At 73.1% G+C, this 20,348-nt stretch carries 18 protein-coding genes; 7 read left to right on the plus strand and 11 right to left on the minus strand.

What is annotated here, in order from left to right; genetic code table 11:
• Nucleotides 1–81: 81 nt before the first annotated feature.
• Nucleotides 82–729 carry a DedA family protein gene (locus tag ACLQ22_RS01645; RefSeq protein ID WP_121396630.1) on the minus strand — a complete coding sequence of 216 codons (648 nt, stop codon included), beginning with the start codon at nt 727–729 and terminating at the stop codon, nt 82–84.
• A 547-nt stretch (nt 730–1,276) separates the two neighbouring features.
• On the opposite strand from ACLQ22_RS01645, the gene thrS reads away from it, so the two are divergent.
• The gene (gene thrS, locus ACLQ22_RS01650; RefSeq protein WP_425690730.1) at nt 1,277–2,494 is read left to right on the plus strand and encodes a threonine--tRNA ligase; all 1,218 of its coding nucleotides are present in this window, start codon (nt 1,277–1,279) and stop codon (nt 2,492–2,494) included.
• 59 nt (nt 2,495–2,553) lie between these two features.
• Here the strand turns inward: thrS and ACLQ22_RS01655 are convergent, their stop codons facing one another.
• The 4 genes from ACLQ22_RS01655 to ACLQ22_RS01670 form a co-directional block, all read right to left on the minus strand.
• Nucleotides 2,554–4,509 (minus strand): ABC transporter ATP-binding protein, encoded by a 1,956-nt coding sequence (locus ACLQ22_RS01655; RefSeq protein ID WP_425691056.1) that lies wholly within the window; start codon nt 4,507–4,509, stop codon nt 2,554–2,556.
• Between the two features lie 175 nt (nt 4,510–4,684).
• Nucleotides 4,685–6,418: an ABC transporter ATP-binding protein gene (locus ACLQ22_RS01660; protein WP_425690731.1), complete on the minus strand. Its 1,734-nt coding sequence runs from the start codon at nt 6,416–6,418 to the stop codon at nt 4,685–4,687.
• Nucleotides 6,412–6,876: a MarR family winged helix-turn-helix transcriptional regulator gene (locus ACLQ22_RS01665; RefSeq protein WP_121396628.1), complete on the minus strand. Its 465-nt coding sequence runs from the start codon at nt 6,874–6,876 to the stop codon at nt 6,412–6,414. The genes ACLQ22_RS01660 and ACLQ22_RS01665 overlap by 7 nt, the downstream gene beginning before the upstream one ends.
• A gap of 25 nt (nt 6,877–6,901) precedes the next feature.
• Nucleotides 6,902–7,348 carry a DoxX family protein gene (locus tag ACLQ22_RS01670; RefSeq protein ID WP_425690732.1) on the minus strand — a complete coding sequence of 149 codons (447 nt, stop codon included), beginning with the start codon at nt 7,346–7,348 and terminating at the stop codon, nt 6,902–6,904.
• A gap of 82 nt (nt 7,349–7,430) precedes the next feature.
• Here ACLQ22_RS01670 and ACLQ22_RS01675 point away from each other — a divergent pair, with 82 nt between their 5' ends.
• Nucleotides 7,431–8,000: a TetR/AcrR family transcriptional regulator gene (locus tag ACLQ22_RS01675; protein WP_425690733.1), complete on the plus strand. Its 570-nt coding sequence runs from the start codon at nt 7,431–7,433 to the stop codon at nt 7,998–8,000.
• 92 nt (nt 8,001–8,092) lie between these two features.
• On the opposite strand, the gene ACLQ22_RS01680 is transcribed toward ACLQ22_RS01675, so the two are convergent.
• On the minus strand, nt 8,093–9,532 hold the full coding sequence (locus ACLQ22_RS01680; RefSeq protein ID WP_425690734.1) for a GuaB1 family IMP dehydrogenase-related protein: 1,440 nt from the start codon (nt 9,530–9,532) through the stop codon (nt 8,093–8,095).
• Between the two features lie 77 nt (nt 9,533–9,609).
• Nucleotides 9,610–10,206, minus strand: coding sequence for a LysE/ArgO family amino acid transporter (locus ACLQ22_RS01685; RefSeq protein WP_425691057.1), 597 nt, complete (start codon nt 10,204–10,206; stop codon nt 9,610–9,612).
• A 96-nt stretch (nt 10,207–10,302) separates the two neighbouring features.
• Here ACLQ22_RS01685 and ACLQ22_RS01690 point away from each other — a divergent pair, with 96 nt between their 5' ends.
• Nucleotides 10,303–11,190 (plus strand): LysR family transcriptional regulator ArgP, encoded by an 888-nt coding sequence (locus ACLQ22_RS01690; RefSeq protein WP_425691058.1) that lies wholly within the window; start codon nt 10,303–10,305, stop codon nt 11,188–11,190.
• A gap of 163 nt (nt 11,191–11,353) precedes the next feature.
• On the opposite strand, the gene ACLQ22_RS01695 is transcribed toward ACLQ22_RS01690, so the two are convergent.
• Nucleotides 11,354–13,105, minus strand: coding sequence for an acetyl/propionyl/methylcrotonyl-CoA carboxylase subunit alpha (locus ACLQ22_RS01695; protein WP_425690735.1), 1,752 nt, complete (start codon nt 13,103–13,105; stop codon nt 11,354–11,356).
• 146 nt (nt 13,106–13,251) lie between these two features.
• Between ACLQ22_RS01695 and ACLQ22_RS01700 the strand changes: the two genes are divergently transcribed.
• The 4 genes from ACLQ22_RS01700 to ACLQ22_RS01715 all read left to right on the plus strand — a co-directional run bounded on the left by ACLQ22_RS01700 (nt 13,252) and on the right by ACLQ22_RS01715 (nt 17,270).
• Nucleotides 13,252–13,863: a PadR family transcriptional regulator gene (locus ACLQ22_RS01700; protein ID WP_425691059.1), complete on the plus strand. Its 612-nt coding sequence runs from the start codon at nt 13,252–13,254 to the stop codon at nt 13,861–13,863.
• A 130-nt stretch (nt 13,864–13,993) separates the two neighbouring features.
• A complete protein-coding gene (locus ACLQ22_RS01705) occupies nt 13,994–14,953 on the plus strand; it encodes an ATP-binding cassette domain-containing protein (RefSeq protein WP_121396619.1) in 960 nt (319 codons plus the stop codon).
• Nucleotides 14,954–14,971: 18 nt separating this feature from the next.
• Nucleotides 14,972–15,727, plus strand: coding sequence for an ABC transporter permease (locus ACLQ22_RS01710; protein WP_334605359.1), 756 nt, complete (start codon nt 14,972–14,974; stop codon nt 15,725–15,727).
• 82 nt (nt 15,728–15,809) lie between these two features.
• On the plus strand, nt 15,810–17,270 hold the full coding sequence (locus ACLQ22_RS01715) for an MFS transporter (RefSeq protein ID WP_425690736.1): 1,461 nt from the start codon (nt 15,810–15,812) through the stop codon (nt 17,268–17,270).
• Nucleotides 17,271–17,441: 171 nt separating this feature from the next.
• Here the strand turns inward: ACLQ22_RS01715 and ACLQ22_RS01720 are convergent, their stop codons facing one another.
• The 3 genes from ACLQ22_RS01720 to mycP form a co-directional block, all read right to left on the minus strand.
• A complete protein-coding gene (locus ACLQ22_RS01720) occupies nt 17,442–18,095 on the minus strand; it encodes an O-methyltransferase (protein ID WP_425690737.1) in 654 nt (217 codons plus the stop codon).
• A 9-nt stretch (nt 18,096–18,104) separates the two neighbouring features.
• Nucleotides 18,105–18,749, minus strand: coding sequence for a Maf family protein (locus ACLQ22_RS01725; protein WP_425691060.1), 645 nt, complete (start codon nt 18,747–18,749; stop codon nt 18,105–18,107).
• Between the two features lie 98 nt (nt 18,750–18,847).
• Nucleotides 18,848–19,909: a type VII secretion-associated serine protease mycosin gene (mycP, locus tag ACLQ22_RS01730; RefSeq protein WP_425691061.1), complete on the minus strand. Its 1,062-nt coding sequence runs from the start codon at nt 19,907–19,909 to the stop codon at nt 18,848–18,850.
• Nucleotides 19,910–20,348: the final 439 nt, after the last annotated feature.

Raw genomic sequence — 20,348 nt, forward strand, 5'->3', positions numbered from 1 at the left:
CGGCAGGAACCCCAGGCGGATCCGGGCCGCCCACCGAGATCGGTCCCCGGGACCACCCCTAGGCGGCGCCGGCGCGGCCGGTCACTCCGCCCCGGGCGCGTCCCGCCGCGCCGGGACGACGATCGGCACCGCGACCGACTCGGCCGCCCGCCGGGCCCCGACGGCGGTCATGGCCCAGCCCGCCGCCGCGAAGCCGGCAGCGGCGACCCCCGCGATCAGCGCCAGCCGCCACGCGGACTCGGTGAGCGCCGTCCCGCCGAGGTGCCCGACCAGCCCGCCGTACGTGGCCCAGCCCAGCGCCGCCAGGCCCTCGTAGAGCAGGAACAGCCGGTACGGGTACCGGCTGCGGCCGGCCGAGAAGCAGGCCGCCATCCGGCCGCCCGGCACGAAGCGGCAGAGCAGGATCACGAGCGGCCCGGGCCGGCGCAGCCCCTGGGTGACCCGGCTGGCGACGCGCCGGGCCCGGCCCCGGTGGGCGTCGCGCGGCGCCCGGCGGTCCGGCGCGCCCCGCCCGAGCAGGTAGCAGGCCAGGTCCCCGACGAAGACGCCGAGCGCGCCGACGGCGATGGTCACCGGCAGGTTCAGCCCGCCGTACACGGTCAGGGCGCCCCCGGTGATCATCACGACCTGGGTCGGGATCACGGGGACGAAGGCGTCCGCGACCAGCAGCGCGAGCAGTGCGAGGTACGCCCAGGCCGGCGATGCGACCTCAGTGAGTAGTTCGGGCACGACTGCCACCTCGCCGGACGGGGCCGATTGCGGGTACCGAGCCTGACGGGTCGGCCGGCGTCACGGGGCAGGGCCCTGCCGCGTGGTGACCACCGACACGACAGGGCCACCGGACACAACGAGCGGACACCGCCGCAGGTGACGCGTCGGCGCAGCGTCGAGGGTCGGCGGATCGGGACGGCCCGGCGTACCGTTGTCGGCGCGCGGCCCCACGACCGTCGGGTCCCCCGTTCCTGACGGTGCGGCCGCCGCGGGCCGCCGGCAGGTCCCGTGCCGGCGGCCCGCCCCCGTGCCGCGCGGCGTGCCGACCCGTGCTCCCGCCCCCGCCGTCCGGGTGCCCGATCGCCCGGAAAAACCGGCTGCGGTCCCCGCGACCGGGGACGTACCGTCGCCCCATGCGCAGTGCGGTATCCACCACGACGCCGGGAGACCCCGGCGCGCCGTACTGACCTGACCGTCGACGAGGCCCCGGGGCGATCCGCCCCGGGGCCTCGTGGCGTCCGGTGACCGGGTCGCCTCCGGGTCGTACCCGATCAAGGAGCGCGACATGATCGACCACCGCAGGCTCGGCCGGGAGCTGGAGCTGTTCGCTTCCGACCCCCTGGCCGGCGCCGGGCTGCCGCTCTGGCTGCCGGCCGGCGCCGCCGCCCGGCACGCCGTCGAGGAGTACGTCCGCGAGCTGGAACGCCGGGCCGGCTACCGGCACGTGCTCACCCCGCCGCTGGGCAAACGGGAACTCTTCGAGCTCTCCGGCCACCTCGGCTACTTCGCCGAGGACATGTTCCCGCCGATGGCGCTCGGCGCCGACGACGAATTCGTGCTGCGCCCGGCGCTCTGCCCGCACCACGCCCTGGTGTTCCGGGCCCGGGGCCGCTCCTACCGGGAGCTGCCGCTGCGGATCGCCGAGCTGGGCGGCATGTACCGCGCCGAGCGCTCGGGAGTGCTCGGCGGGCTGTCCCGGGTGCGGGCCATCTCGCTCAACGACGCGCACAACTTCTGTGCCCTGGAACAGGTGGGCGAGGAGGTCGTCGAGATCCTCCGGCTGATCCGCGAGGCGCACGCGGCGCTCGGCGTACGGCCGGCGGGGTTCCGGCTGTCGCTGCGCGGGCCCGGGGAGAAGTACGTCGGGGACGACGCCCAGTGGGCGCGGGCGGAGGAGCTGCTCCGCGCCGCGCTCGACGGGGTGGAGTTCACCGAGGCCCCGGGGGAGGCCGCCTTCTACGGCCCGAAGATCGACATCCAGGTGGTGGACGCCGCCGGCCGCGAGTTCACCCTCTCCACCGTCCAGCTCGACTTCGACAAGCCGGAGCGGTTCGACCTGTCGTACACCGACGCGTCCGGGGCGCGGCGTCGACCGGTGATGGTGCACCGGAGCCTCGTGGGCAGCATGGAGCGGCTCTTCGCGTACCTGATCGAGGTGCACGAGGGCGCCTTCCCCGCCTGGTACGCCCCGGTGCAGCTGGTGGTGCTGCCCGTCGGGGACGAGCAGGCCGGGGCGGCGGCCCGGCTCGCCCGCGACGCGCTGGCCGCCGGGCTGCGCGTCGAGGTCGACGGGGCCGGTTCGCTGGGCTCCCGCATCCGCGACGCGGCCCGCGCCCGGGTCCCGTACGCCGCCGTCGTCGGCCCCCGCGAGGCGGCCGAAGGCGCGGTGTCGCTGCGGTTGCGCGGCGGCCGGGCCCTGGCCCCGATGCCCGCCGCCGACGCCCTCCGGCTGATCGGCGCGGTGGTGGCCGACCGCGGCCCGGCCCTGCTGCCGACCCGCTGAGCCCTCGCCCGGCCCCGACCCCGTCGACCGCCCGCCCGTCGCCGCCGGGGGCCGCCCCGTCACCGGGACGACCCTTCGAGCGGCGCGGGCTCGGGGTCGGGCCGCAGGTCGGGCCCGGGGGCGGCCTCGGGGTCGGGCTGGAGGGCGGCGGTGAACTGCGACCGGTACAGGCGGTGGTACGCGCCCCGCGCGGCGAGCAGTTCGTCGTGCGTGCCCTGCTCCACGATCCGGCCGTCCTCCATCATCAGGATCAGGTCGGCGTCGCGGATGGTGGAGAGCCGGTGCGCGATGACGAAGCTCGTCCGGTCCGACCGCAGCGCCGCCATCGCCCGCTGGAGCAGCACCTCGGTGCGGGTGTCCACCGAGCTGGTGGCCTCGTCCAGGATCAGCAGCGACGGCTCGGCGAGGAAGGCCCGGGCGATCGTGATGAGCTGCTTCTCGCCGGCGCTGACGTTGCTGCCCTCCTCGTCGATCACCGTGTCGTAGCCGTCTGGCAGGCTGCGTACGAACCGGTCCACGAACGTCGCCCGGGCCGCGGCCAGGATCTCCTCCTCGGTCGCCCCGGGGCGGCCGTATGCGATGTTGTCGCGGATGGTGCCCCCGAAGAGCCAGGTCTCCTGGAGCACCATGCCGATGCGGCCGCGCAGGTCGTCGCGGCGCATCGTGGTGACGTCCACCCCGTCGAGCGTGATCCGGCCGGCGTCCAGCTCGTAGAAGCGCATGACCAGGTTGACCAGCGTGGTCTTGCCGGCCCCGGTCGGCCCGACGATGGCGACCGTGTGGCCGGGCTCGGCGACCAGGGAGAGGTCCTCGATCAGCGGCTTGTCGGGGGAGTACCGGAAGGAGACGTTCTCGAACTCGACCCGGCCGTGCGGGTCGCGTACCCGGGCCGGCTCGGCCGGGTCGGGGCTCTGCTCCTCGGCGTCGAGCACGGCGAAGACCCGCTCGGCGGAGGCCACCCCGGACTGGAGCAGGTTCGCCATCGAGGCGACCTGCGTGAGCGGCTGGGTGAACTGCCGCGAGTACTGGATGAACGCCTGCACGTCGCCGAGGCTCATCGACCCCGACGCCACCCGCAGGCCACCGACCACGGCGATCGCCACGTAGCTGAGGTTCCCGACGAACATCATCGCCGGCATGATGATCCCGCTGATGAACTGGGCGCCGAAGCTCGCCCGGAACAGCTCGTCGTTCTTCGCGGTGAAGGCCGCCTCGACCTCGCGCTGCCGGCCGAAGACCTTGACCAGCTCGTGGCCGGTGAACGCCTCCTCGATCTGCCCGTTCAGCTCGCCGGTGTGCGCCCACTGGGCGATGAACTGCCGCTGCGACCGCTTGGCGATGGCGGTGGTGACGACCACCGAGACCGGGACCGCGACCAGGGCCACCAGGGCGAGCAGCGGCGAGATCCAGAACATCATGGCGAGCACGCCGACCACGGTGAGCAGCGAGGTGAGCAGCTGGCTCAGCGTCTGCTGGAGGCTCGTCGAGATGTTGTCGATGTCGTTGGTGACCCGGCTGAGCAGCTCGCCCCGGGGCTGCCGGTCGAAGTAGGGCAGCGGCAGCCGGTTCAGCTTCTCCTCCACCTCGGCGCGCAGCCGCAGCACGGTGCGCTGCACCACCCCGTTGAGCAGCCAACCCTGCCACCACATCAGCAGGCTGGCCGCCAGGTAGAGCCCGAGCGCCAGCAGCAGCACCCGCGCCAGCGCGGCGAAGTCGATGCCCACGCCGGGCACCACGTCCATCCGGGCGAGCATGTCGGCGAAGTTGTCGTTGCCGGCCGCCCGCGCCGCGGCCACCGCCTGGTCGGCGGTGGTGCCCGCCGGCAACTGCCGGCCGATCACCCCGGTGAAGATCAGGTCGGTGGCCCAGCCGAGCACCTTCGGCCCGACCACGCTGAGCCCGACGCTGAGCACCGCCAGCGCGATCACGGCGATGAGCTGGAGGCGCTGCGGGCGCAGCCGGCCCAGCAGCCGCCGGGCCGAGGGCCCGAAGTTCATCGACCGCTCGGCGGGCATCCCGACGCCCGCGTGCGGACCGCCGCGCTGCCCGCCGGGCGGCAGCCGCGTCGGCGTCGCCGCGTCGGCGGCCGGCTTCTGCTGCGGTACGGTGCTCACTGCGCCACCTCGCTCCGCTCGGCGACGGCGCGAGGCGCCGCGCCGCCGTGCCTGATGGTTCGCTCGCTCCGCTCGCTCACGCGACCACCCCCGTGGTGTTCTGCGACGCCACGATCTCGGCGTACGTCGGGCAGGTGAGTAGTAGTTCGTCGTGCCGGCCGATCCCGACCACGCCCCCGTTCTCGAGCACGACGATCTGGTCGGCGCCGACGATGGTGGAGACCCGCTGCGCCACGATCACCACGGCGGCGTCCGCGGTGACGGGGCGCAGCGCCGCCCGCAGCCGCGCGTCCGTGCCGAGGTCGAGCGCGGAGAACGAGTCGTCGAAGAGGTAGATCTCCGGCCGCCGGACCAGGGCCCGCGCGATGGCCAGCCGCTGCCGTTGCCCGCCCGAGACGTTCGTGCCGCCCTGCGCGATCGGCGCCTCCAGCCCCTCGGGCATCGCCTCGACGAAGTCCCGCGCCTGGGCGATCTCCAGCGCCTCCCAGAGTTCCGCGTCGGTCGCGTCCGGGTTGCCGTAGCGCAGGTTGCTCGCCACGGTCCCGGTGAACAGGTACGGCCGCTGCGGCACCAGACCGATGCGGCGCCACAGCTCGTCCGGCGCCAGGTCCCGCACGTCGACGCCGTCGACCAGCACCGCGCCGGCGGTCGCGTCGACCAGCCGGGGCACGAGCGACAGCAGGGTGGTCTTGCCCGCTCCGGTGCTGCCGATGACCGCCGTCGTCGTCCCCGGCGTCACCCGGAACGACACGTTGCGCAGCACCGGCTCGGCCGCGCCCGGGTACTGGAACGCGACGTCGCGCAGTTCCAGCTCGCCGTGGGCGGTCACCTCGGTCACGGGGTGGGCGGCGGGCACCACGGAGGAGTCGGTGTCGAGCACCTCGACGATCCGTTCGGCGCAGACCGCCGCCCGCGGCACCATCATCAGCATGAAGGTGGCCATCATGACGGCCATCAGGATCTGCATCAGGTACTGGAGGAAGGCGGTGAGGGCGCCGACCTGGATCGCCCCGGCGTCCACCCGCTCGGCGCCGAACCAGAGCACCGCGACGCTGGAGACGTTGAGCACCAGCATCACCACCGGGAAGATCAACGCCATCAGGCGGCCGATGCGCAGGGCGGTCGCGGTGAGGTCGGCGTTCGCCGTGGCGAAGCGATCCGTCTCGTACGGCTCCCGGACGAACGCGCGCACCACCCGGATGCCGGTGATCTGCTCGCGCAGCACCCGGTTGACCGTGTCGATGCGGGTCTGCATGAGCCGGAAGCCCGGCACCATCCGCCGGATGATCAGCCACAGGGCGACGGCCAGCACGGGCACGCTGACGAGCATCAGCCAGGAGAGCCCGACGTCCTCGCGCAGCGCCATCACCACGCCGCCGACGCTCATGATGGGTACGGCGACGAGCATCGTGCAGCTCATCAGCACGAGCATCTGCACCTGCTGCACGTCGTTGGTGTTGCGGGTGATCAGCGAGGGCGCGCCGAACCGGGCGACCTCGCGGGCGGAGAAGCGGTTGACGTGCCCGAAGATCGACGACCGGACGTCCCGGCCGAAGGCCATCGCCGTGCGCGCGCCGAGGTAGACGGCCGCGACGGAGCAGACGATCTGGACCAGGCTGACCGCGAGCATCCAGCCGCCGGTGCGCAGGATGTAGCCGGTGTCGCCCCGGGCCACGCCGAGGTCGATGATGTCGGCGTTGAGGCTGGGCAGGTAGAGCGACGCCATGGTGCCGACGAACTGGAGCAGCACCACGGCGGCCAGCGGCCGGTGGTACGGGCGAAGGTGCGTACGCAGCAGCCGGGTCAGCATGCCGGGCCCCCTTCCGGGGTGCCCTGGTCGCCGTTGCCGATGACTTCGAGGAGGAACTCGCGGATCACCGCCGCCTTCGCCGGGTCGGCGTCGACCGAGGTCAACGGGTGCCCGGAGCGGATCATGGCGGTCAGCGCGTCGATCCGGGCCCGGCCGGCCGGCGTGATCGCGATCTTGACGCTGCGCCGGTCGGCCTCGTCGCGCTGCCGCTCGACGAGGCCGTCGCGTTCGAGGGTGTCGACGATGCCGGTCAGGGTGGCCGGCCGGACGAAACAGTGCTCGGCCACCGTGCGGTGCGGCAGTTCGCCGTGCTCGGCGAGGGTCATCAGGGTGACCATCCCCGCCTGGGTGAGGCCGTGCGCCTCGGCCAGGTAGCGGTTCCACCGCTGTCCGGTGACGTGCCCGGCGACCACGAGCAGTCGCGCTATGGGCACGTCCCGTAGCGTCATCAGTTCCATGGCCGATAGATTAGCGGCCTGAACGTCAGGCCCCAAACGAAATAGCGGCCGCCACTCCGACGAAGAGGATCTGCTCCGCCGTACGCGGGCCGAGGGGGGTCGCCGGGCGGCCGGCCAGGGTCAGCCCGCGCCGGACCGCCGAGACGTTCGCCGGGAACATGGCCAGCATCAGCAGGGCCAGCCCGGCCGCGGCCCAGCGGGCGGTCGCCGGCACCAGCAACCCGGCGGCGCCCACCAGTTCCAGCACCCCGGTGATCGTGACCAGCAGGTCGGGTCGGGGCAGGCCGGGCGGCACCATCGCGATCATGTCGGCCCGGTAGGCGGGGGCGAAGTGCGCGACGCCGGTCACCACGAACATCAGCGCCAGGCCCACCCGCAGCGCCGGGTGCCAGCCGTCGAGGGCGGCCACGCCGACCAGTCCGGCCAGTCGGGCGAGCGCGGCGCCGGCCACGAGTGCGATCAGGGGAGCCATCGGTACCTCCTCGGTAGCAACTTGTCGCCGACAAGATTGCCCCGGAGGTGTCATCTTGTCAACGGCTAGATACGATGACGGCATGAGTGGAACGCGCGGCTACCACCACGGCGACCTGCGTCGCGCCCTGCTCGCGGCGGCGGTGCAGGTGATCGAGGAGTCGGGCCCGGCGGCACTGAGCCTGCGCGACCTGGCCCGCCGGGCGGGCGTCTCGCACGCCGCCCCGGCGCACCACTTCGGCGACAAGTCCGGGCTGCTCACCGCCCTCGCCGCCGAGGGCTTCCACCTGCTGGCCGAGGCGCTGTACGGCGCCGGCGGCGACCTGCTCGACCGGGGCGTCGCGTACGTCGACTTCGCGGTCGGCCACCGCGCGCACTTCGAGGTGATGTTCCGTCCGGACCTCTACCGGCCCGACGCGGAGGAGCTTGTGGCGGCCCGCCAGCGCGCCGGGGAGGCGCTGCACGCGGGCGTCGCCGCGCTGCCCGAGCGACGCCCGACGGCGGAGGACCCGCAGGGCGACGCGCTCGCGGCCTGGTCCATCGTGCACGGCTTCGCCACGCTCTGGCTCTCGGGCGCGCTGCCGCCCCGGGTCGGCGACGACCCCCGGGCGGCGGCCCGCGAGGTGATCCACCGCCTCTTCCCGAAGCCCTGACGAATCCCCGCCGCTGGGCACCAGGCCGGGGAAGACCAGGAAGGCCGCGCGAGCCGGCGGCGGCGCTTGGGGCCGCCAGCCGGCCGGCGGTGTCACCAGCTGGTGGGCAGCGGCATCCCCTCGGTGTAGCCGGCCGCGCTCTGCACGCCGACCAGGGCCCGCTCGTGGAACTCCGCGAGGTCCCGCGCGCCCGCGTAGGTGAAGGCGCTCCGCACGCCCGCGATGATCTCGTCGATCAGGTCCTCCACGCCCGGCCGGGTCGGGTCCAGGTACATCCGCGCCGAGGAGATGCCCTCCTCGAAGACCGCCTTGCGGGCCCGGTCGTACGCGCTGTCGTCGGCCGTCCGCGCGCTGACGGCCCGCGCCGAGGCCATGCCGAAGCTCTCCTTGTAACGCCGGCCGTCGGCGTCGGTGTAGAGGTCGCCGGGGGACTCGTAGGTGCCGGCGAACCAGGAGCCGATCATCACGTTCGAGGCTCCGGCGGCCAGCGCCAGCGCCACGTCGCGCGGGTGCCGCACGCCGCCGTCGGCCCAGACGTGCCGGCCGAGCTGCCGGGCCGCCGCGGCGCAGTCGAGCACGGCGGAGAACTGCGGCCGGCCCACCCCGGTCATCATCCGGGTGGTGCACATCGCGCCGGGGCCGACGCCGACCTTGACGATGTCGGCGCCCGCCCGCACGAGGTCGCGTACGCCCTCGGCGGTCACCACGTTGCCCGCCGCGACCGGGACCGCCGGGTCCAGCGCGCGGACCGCCCGCAGGGCGGTGATCATCCGTTCCTGGTGGCCGTGCGCGGTGTCCACCACCAGCGTGTCCACCCCGGCCTCCAGCAGCGCCGCCGCCTTGCCGGTCACGTCGCCGTTGATGCCCACGGCGGCGGCGATCCGCAGCCGGCCCCGGTCGTCCAGTGCCGGCCGGTAGAGGGTCGCCCGCAGCGCGCCCTGCCGGGTCAGCACCCCGACCAGGCGCCCCTCGGCGTCGACCACCGGGGCCAGCCGGCGCCGCCCCGCCGAGAGCCGCTCGAAGCCGGTACGCGGGTCCGCGTCCGCCGGCACGGTGTGCAGCTCCGTCGACATCACGTGCCGGAGCTGGGCGAAGCGGTCCACGCTGACCGTGTCGGCCTCGGTGACCACGCCCACCGGCCGGCTCTCCTCGTCGATGACCACCACGGCGCCGTGCGACCGCTTCGGCAGCAGGTGGATCGCGTCGCCGACGGTGTCGGTCGGGCCCAGCGTGATCGCCGTGTCGTGCACCAGGTGCCGCTGCTTGACCCAGGCGACGACGTTCGCCACCACCTCGATGGGGATGTCCTGCGGGATGACCGCGATCGCGCCGCGCCGGGCGACCGTCTCGGCCATCCGGCGGCCGGACACCGCCGTCATGTTCGACACGACCAGCGGGATGGTGGTGCCGGTGCCGTCGGTGGTGGCCAGGTCGACGTCGAGCCGGGAACCCACCTCGGAACGGACGGGCGCCATGAAGACGTCGTTGTAGGTCAGGTCGTGCGCGGGGACCGCGCCGTGAAGGAACCGCACGTCGCCATCATTCCCGCCCGCCGGCGTCCGCGCCCCCGGTGGTAGCCGAAAACACCCCGACCGGCAGGTCGGCGCCGTCAGTCGAGCAGCAGGGCGGCCGCGACCGCCACCATCACGACGGCCACCGTGCCGTCGATGATCCGCCAGGCCGCCGGGCGGGCCAGCACGGGCGCGAGCCGGTGGGCGGCGGCGCCGAGGGCCGTGAACCAGACCGCGCTGGCCAGCACGGCGCCCGCGCCGAAGACCCAGTGGTGCGGGTGCTGGCGGGCCACCCCGCCGAGCAGGAGGACGGTGTCGAGGTACACGTGCGGGTTGAGGTAGGTGAACGCGAGGCAGGCCAGCAGCGTCGCCCCGAGCGTGGCCGGCGGCCGGTCGGCGGGGGAGAGCGCGCCGGGGCGCAGCGCGCGGCGGGCGGCCAGCGCGGCGTACCCGAGCAGGAACGCGGCGCCGAGCCACCGCACGGCGGTGAGGGCGGCGGGGTGCTCCGCCGTCGCGCCGCCCATGCCGGCGATGCCGAGCGCGATGAGCAGCGCGTCGGACGCGGCGCAGACGGCGACGACCGGCAGGACGTGCTCGCGGCGCAGGCCCTGCCGCAGGACGAAGGCGTTCTGCGCGCCGATGGCGGCGATCAGCGCGATGGCGAGGGAGAAGCCGGCGGCGGCGGAGCCGGCCACGGAACTGCTGAGGATGTCGGGCACGAGCCGAGGCTACGAGCCCCGCCCGATGCAGCCCAGCTAAAGATTCTCACGGTGGATAAGCTTTGCTTCATCATGCTCGACACCACGCAGCTCCGGACCTTCGCCGCGGTGGTCCGCGAGGGCAGCTTCGAGGCGGCGGCGCGGTCCCTGCACGTCACCCCCTCGGCCGTCAGCCAGCGGCTCAAGGCGCTGGAGCAGTCCGTCGGTCAGGTGCTCGTCCGGCGGACGAAGCCGTGCCGGGCCACCGACGCGGGTCGGCCGCTGCTGCGGCTCGCCGGGCAGGTGGCCCTGCTGGAGCGGGAGGCGCTGGCCGCCGCCCGGCCCGCCGTCGGCGGGTCCGCACCCACCCGGGTGACGGTCGTGGCGAACGGGGACTCGCTGGGCACCTGGTTCGTCGGCGCGCTGGCGCGACTGCCCACCGAGCTGGCGCTGCTGTTCGACGTACGCCGGGACGACGAGGACCACACGGCGGAGCTGATCCGCGACGGCACGGCGATGGCGGCCGTGACCGCGCAGCGCGAGGCCGTGCAGGGCTGCCGGGTGGAGCGGCTGGGCGCCATGCGGTACGTCGCCCTGGCCGAGACCGGGTTCGCATCCCGCCACTTCCCCGACGGTCTCACCGAGGCCGCCCTCGCGTCGGCGCCGATGCTGGCGTTCGACCGCAAGGACCAGCTCCAGCAGCGCTTCGCCCGCACCGTCACCCGGCGCCGGCTCGACCCGCCGATCCACTACGTCCCGTCCTTCGACGGCTTCAACGAGGCGGTACGGCTCGGGCTCGGCTGGGGGATGGTCCCGGAACGGATCGCCCACGCCGACATCGCCGCCGGACGCTGCGTCGACCTCGGTGCCGGCCGCCACCTGGACCGCCCGTTGTACTGGCAGCACTGGCGGGTGGACTCCACCACCCTGGACGCGTTGACGACCGCCGTCCGGGCGGTGGCCGGCGCCGAGCTGCGCTGACTACGCACCTCAAGCCGCGCTGAGGTCGGGGGCCGGCCCGGGGCCGCGCCGGGGGCCGGGCCGGCCCAGGGTTGCGCCGAGGCCGGGGCCGGCCCTGAGCCGCGCCGAGGCGGGTCCGCCTTGTGCCGCGCCGAGGCCGGGGGCCGCGTGCCCGGGGCGCGGGTCAGGCGATGGTGCAGATCGCCGCGCCGGCGGTGATGACGGCGCCGACCTCGGCCGCGAGGCCGCTGACCGTGCCCGCCTTGTGGGCGTGCAGCGGCTGCTCCATCTTCATCGCCTCCAGCACCACGACCAGGTCACCCTCGGCCACGGTGTCGCCGTCGGCCACCGCGATCTTGACGATGGTGCCCTGCATCGGGGAGGTGAGCGCGTCGCCGCTGACCGCGACGCCGGCCTTGGCCCCGCCGCCGCGACGGGCCGGCTTGCGCGCGGCGGGCGCGGCGGTGGCCGTACCCCCGCCGAGGCCGGCGGGGAGGCTGACCTCCAGCCGCTTGCCGCCGACCTCGACCACGACGGTCTCGCGGTCGGCCGGCGCCTCGGCGGGGCCGGCGGCGGCGGTGAACGGCGGGACGGTGTTGTCGAACCCGGTCTCGATCCACCGGGTGTGCACGGTGAACGGCTCGGCGGTGAACGCCTCGTCCCGGACCACCAGCCGGTGGAACGGCAGCGCGGTGGCCATGCCCTCGACGACCATCTCGTCCAGGGCGCGGCGGGCCCGCTCCAGCGCCTCGGTACGCGTCTCGCCGGTGACGATCACCTTGGCCAGCAGCGAGTCGAAGTTGCCGCCGATCACGTCGCCGGCGGAGATGCCGGTGTCGACCCGGACGCCGGGGCCGGTGGGCAGCCGCAGCGCGGTGACCGTGCCGGGGGCGGGCAGGAAGTTGCGGCCCGGGTCCTCGCCGTTGATCCGGAACTCGATGGAGTGCCCGCGCGGCGTCGGGTCCTCGGTGAACCGCAGCTTCTCGCCGTCGGCGATGCGGAACTGCTCGCGGACCAGGTCGATGCCGGCGGTCTCCTCGGTGACCGGGTGCTCGACCTGGAGGCGGGTGTTGACCTCCAGGAAGGAGATGGTGCCGTCGGCGCCGACCAGGTATTCCACCGTGCCGGCGCCGTGGTAGCCCGCCTCCCGGCAGATGGCCTTGGCGCTGTCGTGGATCTGGGCCCGCTGCGCGTCGGTGAGGAACGGCGCGGGAGCCTCCTCGACCAGCTTCTGGTGCCGGCGCTGGAGCGAGCAGTCCCGGGTGCCGACCACGATCACGTTGCCGTGCCGGTCGGCCAGCACCTGCGCCTCGACGTGGCGCGGCTGGTCCAGGTAGCGCTCGACGAAGCACTCGCCCCGGCCGAACGCGGCGACCGCCTCGCGGGTGGCCGACTCGAACAGGTGCGGGATCTCCTCCATGGTGCGGGCCACCTTGAGCCCGCGCCCGCCGCCGCCGAAGGCGGCCTTGATGGCGACCGGCAGGCCGTGGTCGACGGCGAACGCCAACACCTCGTCGGGGCCGCCGACCGGGTCGGGGGTGCCGGGCACCAGGGGCGCGCCGGCGCGCTGGGCGATGTGCCGGGCGGTGACCTTGTCGCCGAGGTCCCGGATCGCCTGCGGGGTGGGGCCGATCCAGGTCAGCCCGGCGTCGATGACGGCCTGGGCGAAGTCGGCGTTCTCGGCGAGGAAGCCGTAGCCGGGGTGGACCGCGTCGGCGTCGGCCTTCGCGGCGACCTCCAGCAGCTTGTCGATGCGCAGGTACGTCTCGGTGGCGGTGTCCCCGCCGAGGGCGTACGCCTCGTCGGCCAGCGTGGCGTGCAGGGCGTCCCGGTCGGAGTCCGCGTAGACGGCGACGCTGCCCAGACCGGCGTCGCGACAGGCGCGGATGACGCGGACGGCGATCTCGCCGCGGTTGGCGATGAGTACCTTGCGCACGCTGCTGGCTCCTCCCGGAGGGTCACTGACCGGGAGTGTATCGGCCACCGTGGCGGCCCTAACGATCGCTCAGTGTGGGATGCCGCACTGTTCGCCGCGCCCTAGTCAAATTTGCTTATTACGCTCACCGGGTGTCTGCCACGCGAATGATGATCCTCGGCCTGGTGCGCTGGATGCAGCCCGTGCACGGCTACGACGTACGCCGCGAGCTGCTCAGTTGGAGCGCCGACAGGTGGGCGAACGTGCAGCCCGGGTCGATCTACCACGCCCTGCGCAAGCTGACCCAGGAAGGGCTGCTGCGTGAGGTGGCCACCGAGCAGGTGGGCGCCCGTCCGGCCCGCACCACGTACGAGGTCACGCCGAAGGGCGAGGAGGAGTTCGAGTCGCTGCTGCGGGGCCTGTGGTGGCAGCTGCACGAGCCGCCGGATCCGTTCGCGGCGGCGTTCTCCTTCCTGCCCGCGATGCCGCGCGACGAGGCGGCGGCCGCCCTGCGCAACCGGGCGAACCTGCTGCGCGCCGGTGTCGAGTGGATGCGTACGTCGTTGAGTTCTGACTGGATGCGTTCGACCAAGCCGGTGCACGTGGGGTGGATGTTCGAGCTCTGGACGGCCCGGGCCGAGGCGGAGATCTCCTGGTGCGAGCGGATCGCGGAACGGATCGAGTCGGGGGTGTCGTACCTGCCCGAGGGGCTGGAGCGGGCGGAGGGATGGCAGGGCTGGGAGGAACGGCTGCCGCCCCGGCCGACGGAAGGCGAATAATCAACGTTGACCATAAGAGCTATATCGCGTTAGCCTGCCCGGGACGCCACGGGGGAGCATGCCGTCCGGCGTCGTCTCCGAGGGACAGACAGGTGGCCGGTGGCACCGGCCCGGACGACCAGGAGCAGAGATGATCGAGACCAGAGGGTTGCGGAAGTCGTTCCGCTCCCGAGAGGGTCGCCAGACGAAGACCGTCGACGCGGTGCGCGGCGTCGACCTGAAGGTCGCCGAGGGGGAGATCTTCGGTTTCCTCGGCCCCAACGGCGCCGGCAAGACCACCACCCTGCGGATGCTGGCCACGCTCATCGAGCCGGACGGCGGCGAGGCCACCGTCGCCGGGGCCGACCTGCGCAAGGACCCGGCCGAGGTGCGCCGCCGCATCGGCTACGTCGCCCAGGGCGGCAGCACCTGGGACGAGTCCACCGCCCGGGAGGAACTCGTCCTGCACGCCCGGATGTACGGCATCGGCAAGGCCGACGCGCACCGGCGGGCCGCCCGCGCCCTCGACGCCTTCCAGCTCACCGAGTACGCCGACCGCAAGTGCAAGACCTACTCCGGCGGTCAGCGCCGGCGGGTGGAGATCGCCCTCGGCATCATCCACGAGCCGAGCATCGTCTTCCTGGACGAGCCGACCACCGGCCTCGACCCGCAGAGCCGGGCGCACATGTGGGACGAGATCCGCCGGCTGCGGGGCGACGGCATGACCGTCTTCATCACCACCCACTACCTGGAGGAGGCCGACGCGCTCTGCGACCGGATCGCGATCATGGATCACGGCGAGGTGGTCGCGGAGGGCACCCCGACGGAGCTGAAGCGCGAGATCTCCGGCGACGTCGTGCTGGTCGGGCTCGACGCGGCGGCCACCCCGCAGGCCGCGCAACTGCTCGACGGCGAGCCGTACGTCAACAAGCTGGAGACCGTCGAGGAGGGCGGGCTGCGGCTCTACGTCGACGAGGGCGCCACCGCCATCCCGCAGATCCTGCGCCGCGTCGACACCGCCGGCCTCGGGCTCAACTCCATCGAGCTGCACCGGCCCAGCCTCGACGACGTCTTCCTCACCAAGACCGGCCGCTCGCTGCGCGAGTCCTGACCCGACCGGAGAGCCCTCATGAAACTCGCCCGTGACACCTGGCTGATCTTCCAGCGCCAGCTCCAACTGCTGCTGCGCAACCCCGTCTGGGTCTTCGTCGGCGTCTTCCAGCCGGTGATGTACCTGCTGCTCTTCGCCCCGCTGCTCAAGCCGGCGCTGAACGCGCCCACGCAGGCGGAGGCCTACAAGATCTTCGTACCCGGCCTGCTGGTGCTGCTGGCCATCTTCGGCGGCCTGTTCCAGGGCTTCGGCCTGATCGCCGAGCTGCGCGCCGGAGTCATCGAACGCTCCCGGGTCACCCCGGTCAGCCGCCTCGCCCTGCTGCTCGGCCGCTCGCTGCGCGACGTGGTGTCGCTCATCGTGCAGGCGGTCATCATCACCCTGCTCGCGCTCCTGTTCGACCTGCGCGTCTCCCTCGTCGACCTGCTGCTGGCATACCTCATGCTCGCCCTGATCGCGCTGATGACCTCGGCCGTCTCCTACGGCATCGCGCTCAAGGTCAAGAGTGAGGACGCGCTGGCCCCGCTGATGAACACCGTGGCGCAGCCCGTGCTGCTGCTCTCCGGCATCCTGCTGCCGCTGACCTTCGCCCCGGGCTGGCTCCAGGGCATCGCCGAGTGGAACCCGTTCTCCTGGGCGGTCGACGGCACCCGGGCCCTCTTCGCCGGCGAACTCGGCGACGACAAGGTCTGGCAGGGGCTAGGCATCATCGCGATCCTCGCCGCCGCCGGCGTCTTCTGGGCTGCCCGGCAGTTCGCCCGTAGCGTCCGCTGAGCGCAGGTCCCCTTCCTGACGCGGGGAGAGTTGCCTCTCACCAGGGGCGGGGCGCCGGCCCGACGCTTGTAGCGTGAGGCCGGTGCCCCGCCTCACCCGTGACCGGCTCACCTGGCTGACCTACGCCCAGCTCGGGCTGTGGGGCTTCTTCCTCTACGGCTTCGGGCCGGTCGTGCCGCTGCTCCGCGACGAACAGGGCACCTCAGCCGCCGTCGCCGGCCTGCACAGCACCGGCATCGCCGTCGGCGCGCTGGCCGGCGGGGCGCTCTTCGCACCCCTGGCCCGCCGCCTCGGCCGTGGCCGGGCGATCTGGATCGGGCTGGCAGGCGTCGCGGCCGGCGTCGCCGCCCTGGGCCTCGTCCGCGCCCTGCCCGCCACGATCACCGCCGTCGCCGTGATCGCCACCTTCGGCATGCTGGTGATCAGCGGCGTGTCCGTGGTGCTCACCGACCGACACGGCGCCGGCGCCCCGGCGGCGCTGACCGAGGCCAACGCCGTCTGCGCCGGCGCCGGCATCCTCGCCCCGCTGGTCATCGGCGCCAGCGTGGACGCCGGGTGGGGCTGGCGACCGGCGATGGCCGTCGAGGTCGGCCTGATCGCCCTGGTCGCGCTCGCCGCCGTGACCTTCCGCGTACGCCTGCCGCGACCCGCCCCCGCTGCCGCGGCTCCCGGCGGTCCTCTCACCGCCCCGGCTCCCGGCGGTCCTCCCGGCTCCTCGGCCTCCGGCTCTTTGGCCTCCGGTTCCGCGGCCTCCGGTTCCGCGGCCTCCGGTTCCGCGGCCTCCGGTTCCGCGGCCTCCGGTTCCACGGCTTCCGGTTCCGCGGCTCTCGCCTCCTCGGCTACCGGCTCTTTGGCCTCCGGTCCGGCGGCTTCCGGTTCCGGGGCTCTCGCCTCCTCGGCTCCGGGCGATGTCGCCTCGGTGGCCGGCGCCCACGGGGCTGGCCGACGCCTGCCGGCGGCGTACTGGATCGCCTGGGTGCTGATGGCGGTCACCGGCTCGATCGAGGTCTGCCTGTCGCTCTGGACGGCCGACGTGCTCCGCTCGCACGCCGGGATGGCGGCCGGCGGCGCCTCGGCCGCCGTCGCCGCGATCGTCTGCGGCATGTTCGTGGGGCGGGTCGTCGGGGGCCGGTTCGCCCTGCGGTACCGGCCCGTGCCGCTGCTGCTGGCCGCGTTGGGCGTGTCGCTGGCCGGGTTCGCGCTGTTCTGGATCGCGCCGGTCGGCTGGCTCGCCGTCACCGGCCTGGTCGTCCTCGGCCTCGGCAACGCCCTGCACTACCCGCTGGCGATCTCGATCGCGCTCGCCGTCGCCGGGCCGGCCGCGGACCGGGCGGCCGGCTATGCGTCGTACTCGATGGGGGTGGGCTTCGGGATCGCGCCGGTCGCGCTCGGCTGGGTGGCCGACGGCGTCGGACCGCACCTGGCCTTCCTGCTGCTGCCGGCCTTCATCGCGGGGGCTGCGCTGCTCGCCGCCCGCCTGGGCCGCGCCCTGCGCCCGGCCGGCGAGCCCGCCCCCACCATCCCCGCGACGACGAACGCCTAGGCACTGACGGACCTGGCCCTGCCTGCCCGCCGGGTGCCCTTCCCCGGCACCTAGCTGGAAGACGGTCCCTGCCTGCCCGCCGAGTGGGTTCCCCGCGATCTTGGTAGGAAACGGCCCTTGTAGGGGCCGTTTCCTACCAAGATCGCGCGAGGCGAGTCCTGCCCGGTCAGGTCAGTGCACTCGGGCGAGGGTGAGGCCGTCGGCGATCGGGAGCATCACCGCGTCCACCCGGACGTCGGCGAGCACCTCGTCGTTGAACGCCGCGATGGCCCGGTCGTCGGCGTTCTGCGGGGCGATCACCCGACCGCCGCGCAGCACGTTGTCGACCGCGATCACCCCGCCGGGACGCATCCGGGGCACCAGCTCCGCCCAGTAGATCGGATAACCGGTCTTGTCGGCGTCGATGAACGCGAAGTCCAGGTGGCGCTCGTGGGGCAGCCCGCGCAGCGTGTCGCCGGCCGGGCCGATCCGCAGCTCGATCCGGTCGTCCACACCGGCGCGCTCCCAGTATCGCCGGGCGATGGCGGTGAACTCCTCCGAGATGTCGAAGCAGGTCAGCCGCCCGCCCTCGGACAGGCCCCGGGCGATCGCCAGTGACGAGAGGCCGGTGAACGTACCCACCTCGACGGCCTGCCGTACCCCGAGCAGCCGGGTGAGGAAGGTCAGGAAGGCGGCATGCTCCGGTGCGACCTGCATGTGCGCGTCGTTCGGCAGGACCGCGCGGGTCTCCTCGGCCAGGTCCCGCATGATCTCGTCCGGCGGCGCACCGTGCCCGACCAGGTAGGCGTGCAGCTCCGACGTGAGCGGGATCGACTTGGTGGTCATGAACGGACGCTAGCCGAGCGACTCGACCGTCTGGTTGCCGGGCGCGACCTTCGTCCACAAATCGGTGATTCGCAGGTCCAGCTCGGCGAGGAGGCGGCGCAGCATCGGCAGGGACAGCCCGATGACCGTGCTCGGATCACCCTCGATCCGCTCCACGAACGGCCCACCCAGCCCGTCGATCGTGAAGGCACCCGCCACGGCCAGCGGCTCGCCCGTACCCACGTACGTGGCGATCTCGTCGTCGCCGACGTCGGCGAAGTGCACGACGGTGGAGGCGACCGCCTCGGCCCGCCGCCCCGCCTCGACGTCGATCAGGCAGTGCCCGCTGTGCAGCACGCCGCTGCGCCCGCGCATCCGCTCCCAGCGCCGGGTGGCGTCGGCCGCGTCGTCCGGCTTGCCGAGGATCTCCCCGTCGAAGGCCAGCACCGAGTCGCACCCGATCACCAACGTCCGCTGGTCGGCGGCCGGCCGCAGCCGGGTGAGTACCGCCTGCGCCTTCATCCGGGCCAGTTCCAGGCAGAGCTCCTCGGCCCGCTCCGTGACCACGAGGGACTCGTCGACGCCGCTGACCAGCACCTCCGGTTCGATCCCGGCGGCCTGGAGAATCTTGCGGCGGGCAGGGCTCGCCGAGGCGAGCACGAGGCGGGGCGGCATGGATTTCGGCACGTCGCCGACGTTACCGGCTGACCGGGACGACGACGTCTCGGGTGGGACGTGTCCACCCTTGTCCGCCCGTCTCCGTCGTCCGGTGCTCAGCGACTGATGCGGGGCGGCGGGTCGTCGCCACGACGACGCCGACGGGCGATGAACGTCCACGCGCCGCTGGCTGCCACGATCACGCCGAGGGTGACCAGGCCGCGGGCCGTCGCCCCGCCGTTCCCGTCACCCGCCGGCTCCGCTACCGCCGTCGTGGTCGAGGTGGTCTGGGTAGGCGCGCTTGCCGTCGCCGAACCAAACCCCAGCGGCGGTACGTCAGCCGTCAACGCCGCCACCAGATCGATGACCCCGTGGCCGTACTCGTCGTCCCGTCCCGGAGGGCCCTTGTCGATCGCTGTGGCGGTGAGCCGGTGCGCCACCTCGGAAGCAGGCAGGTCCGGATACTTCGATCTGATCAATGCGACGGCCCCGGCGACGATCGCCGTGGCACCGGAGGTTCCCGTTGCCTTGCGGTACCGCCCGTCTCGACTCGTGCTGTAGATGTCGACGGCGGGGGCGACCACGTCAACCTCGGGGCCTGACACTGAGATCGTGGCATGATGTCCGGCTCGATCTATGCCACCGACTGCGATGACGCCGGGCTCCCTTGCTGGGTATGCGACTCTCTGGTCAGAGGGAAGATTCCCGACGCCTGCAACTACGGCGATATCAGACACCAGCGCTTTTTTCACCGCCTGGGTCAGCCGAGGGCTGGTGCCTCCTCCGCTAGAGATGCTGATTACATCCGCGCCCTTGTCGATCGCGTATTCGACGCCTTGGGCCAAAATTTCTGGATCGCCGTTGCCGTTGGCCGGAGAATCGACAATGGGCAGAATTTGAGCTTTGGGCGCGATGCCGAGTGCGCCATCGCCATCGATTTTCCCGTGTGCCGCTATCAAGCCGGCCATTCCTGTGCCATGGCCGTTCCGATCTCGTCTGCCGTCGCCGTTCTCGCCAGGGACCACGTTGATTCCGGGGAGAATGTTGCTGACAAGATCGGGGTGTGGATCAACGCCAGTGTCAGGTAGCGCTACCGTCACCCCTGCCCCTTGGGTGATTCGATGCGCTGCAGTTGCCTGTAGATACTCTAAGTGCCACTGGCTGTTGCGCACGTCGATATTAATGCTGATCCGGCTAGTGGTTCGCGCGGAATCAGCGTGCGTAGGTGCTGCTGCAAAGGTTGTCGATAGTGAGAGTATTGTGCAGATGTGCGGGATGTTGCCAAGAATCACCGGTTGAATCCAATTGCTGGTCCGGGATCGATTGGACCGTCCTCGTCGGGTGGGCGGACGACCGGTGGCACGCCTTGATCAATCTCCCAGGGATGATTCGGATCCCACTGTCGCGGCTGCTCGCCGCTCCGTTCACGATGTCCCATGCGGCCCTGCGTAGGGTTGGCGGCACCGAAGGGAGTTCCGCTGATCGGAGGCATTCCGTGGGCGGATGCGCCGCCCCGACCGCCACCTGGGCGAGATCCCGCACCGCCTGTTGGGGCGGTGCCTGCGCCGCCGCCTCCAATTACGCCGCCAATCGGGTTGACTCGCTTCGGTTGGGCAT

It is taken from the genome of Micromonospora sp. DT178 (assembly GCF_049841695.1).
Lineage (GTDB): Bacteria > Actinomycetota > Actinomycetes > Mycobacteriales > Micromonosporaceae > Micromonospora.

Excerpts from the sequence above, each read along its gene's own strand:
- thrS (WP_425690730.1), top strand. The coding sequence starts at position 1,277 with ATGATCGACCACCGCAGGCTCGGCCGGGAGCTGGAGCTGTTCGCTTCC.
- ACLQ22_RS01655 (WP_425691056.1), bottom strand. The coding sequence starts at position 4,509 with ATGCCCGCCGAGCGGTCGATGAACTTCGGGCCCTCGGCCCGGCGGCTG.
- ACLQ22_RS01660 (WP_425690731.1), bottom strand. The coding sequence starts at position 6,418 with ATGCTGACCCGGCTGCTGCGTACGCACCTTCGCCCGTACCACCGGCCG.
- ACLQ22_RS01665 (WP_121396628.1), bottom strand. The coding sequence starts at position 6,876 with ATGGAACTGATGACGCTACGGGACGTGCCCATAGCGCGACTGCTCGTG.
- ACLQ22_RS01670 (WP_425690732.1), bottom strand. The coding sequence starts at position 7,348 with ATGGCTCCCCTGATCGCACTCGTGGCCGGCGCCGCGCTCGCCCGACTG.
- ACLQ22_RS01675 (WP_425690733.1), top strand. The coding sequence starts at position 7,431 with ATGAGTGGAACGCGCGGCTACCACCACGGCGACCTGCGTCGCGCCCTG.
- ACLQ22_RS01690 (WP_425691058.1), top strand. The coding sequence starts at position 10,303 with ATGCTCGACACCACGCAGCTCCGGACCTTCGCCGCGGTGGTCCGCGAG.
- ACLQ22_RS01700 (WP_425691059.1), top strand. The coding sequence starts at position 13,252 with ATGATGATCCTCGGCCTGGTGCGCTGGATGCAGCCCGTGCACGGCTAC.
- ACLQ22_RS01705 (WP_121396619.1), top strand. The coding sequence starts at position 13,994 with ATGATCGAGACCAGAGGGTTGCGGAAGTCGTTCCGCTCCCGAGAGGGT.
- ACLQ22_RS01710 (WP_334605359.1), top strand. The coding sequence starts at position 14,972 with ATGAAACTCGCCCGTGACACCTGGCTGATCTTCCAGCGCCAGCTCCAA.
- ACLQ22_RS01720 (WP_425690737.1), bottom strand. The coding sequence starts at position 18,095 with ATGACCACCAAGTCGATCCCGCTCACGTCGGAGCTGCACGCCTACCTG.
- ACLQ22_RS01725 (WP_425691060.1), bottom strand. The coding sequence starts at position 18,749 with ATGCCGCCCCGCCTCGTGCTCGCCTCGGCGAGCCCTGCCCGCCGCAAG.